Genomic DNA, 1,485 nt, shown 5'->3' on the forward strand with positions numbered 1-1,485 from the left:
GGCGTCAGGTCCCGCACCGCGCGCACCCGCGCCGGCTGCCAGTCCCGCACCTTGCCCGTGCCCCCAGCGGCAATGCTTCCGTCCATGGCCATCCTCTCCGCGTCGTGCTCGTCCTGGGTCTCGCCCCGGGGTCTTGGCCGGTTCAGGCCTCCTCGCCGAGGCGGAGCAGCGAGGCTCCGCGCAGGCGCTGGAGATGCCGGTGGTTGCCCAACACCACCTGCAGGTTCCGCCGGGCCAGGCGGGAATGCTCCCGCGCCAGCATCTCGGCCCGCATCCCGTCGCCGGCCTCGACGGCCTCGGCGATGCAGCGGTGATGGTCCTGGGCGATGAAGAGGATCTCGCGCGATTCCGCGAGCTCGCGCTGCACCATCACGAAGGCCCCGGGCGAGGAGAAGGGAAGGTGCAGAATGCGCTCGATCTCGCGCTGGATCACCGGGCTGCGCGCCAGTGCCACCAGAAGCCCGTGGAACCGGTCGTTCAGCCGGATGTAGTCCGCGAAGTCCTCGAGGCTGAGATCGCGCCGCCGGACCAGGGCGTCGAGACTGCCCAGGCACTCGCGCAGCGGGGCGGTCTCGTCGGGGCCGGGGCGGCGCTCGGCGCAGCGCCGCGCCGCCATCCCCTCCAGCATGCCACGAAGGTCGATCGCGTCGGCGACGTCGGCCTCGGTGAACTCCCGCACCACGAAGCCGCCGCTGGGCAGGCCTTCCACCAGCCCTTCGTCCTGAAGCCGGCCCAGCGCCAGCCGGACCGGCGTGCGCGAAACGCCCAGCCGCTCCACCAGGGTAAGCTCGGCGACCCGCTCGCCCGGGGCGAGGCCGCCGTTCAGGATCAGCTCTCGCAGCTGCAGGAGCGCGCGCGTCGTCTGCGCATTGCGCGGCGTCTCGTCCATGGATGGGCCTCCGGCTGCGGGGCTACTCGGCCGCCAGGTCGGGCGCGGCGGGCCGGGACTGCTCGGCGGCCACCATGCGGTCGATCAGCCGATGCGCCCACAGCGAGCCGGCGTCGATGTTCAGGTTGTAGAAGGGCTGGCGCGGGTTGCTGTCGATCGCGCGCTGCTGCGCCTCCAGCACCGCATGGTCCTGGTCGTAGACGCCCTTGCCCTGGTTCACATGGGCGAGGTTCAGCTCCTTGGTCAGGCTCTGGTCCTCGGTGCGGAAGCTGCGCACGAAGTTCCAGAAATAATGGCAGCTCGTCCCCGTCTCCGGCGTTACCGCCGCCAGGAAGTGCCCGTTCACCCCCTGCGAGCGGTCGCCCTGGCGCGCCCCCGTCCCGGCCACCGCAACCCCGACATCGCCGACCACCACGCAGGGCGCCTCGAAATGGATGATCTGCCAGCGGTCCACCCGCGCCCCCGGCCGCCCCAGCATGCGCGCCCAGAAGGGCGGCGGCTCGATGTCCTCCATCCAGCGCGCCACCGTCACCTTGCGCTCGCTGTGCGTGACCTCGAACGGATTGCGCGTGATCGCCTCGTCCCCGATGCTGCCG

General features: G+C 71.9%; 1 protein-coding gene and 1 pseudogene. Both read right to left on the bottom strand.

Annotation, left to right across the window (positions count from 1 at the left end; translation table 11 throughout):
• Positions 1-142: 142 nt before the first annotated feature.
• Entirely contained in the window at positions 143-889 is a 747-nt protein-coding gene (locus JUB13_RS30950) for a GntR family transcriptional regulator (RefSeq protein ID WP_207486121.1), read from the bottom strand.
• 22 nt (positions 890-911) lie between these two features.
• Positions 912-1,485, bottom strand: a pseudogene (locus JUB13_RS30955) (aromatic ring-hydroxylating dioxygenase subunit alpha); the annotation flags it as partial.

This window comes from Arenibaculum pallidiluteum (assembly GCF_017355985.1).
Taxonomy (GTDB): Bacteria; Pseudomonadota; Alphaproteobacteria; order Azospirillales; family Azospirillaceae; genus Arenibaculum; species Arenibaculum pallidiluteum.

Bases quoted from the DNA above. Each gene is read 5' to 3' on its own strand.
- JUB13_RS30950 (WP_207486121.1), bottom strand. From the start codon at position 889: ATGGACGAGACGCCGCGCAATGCGCAGACGACGCGCGCGCTCCTGCAG.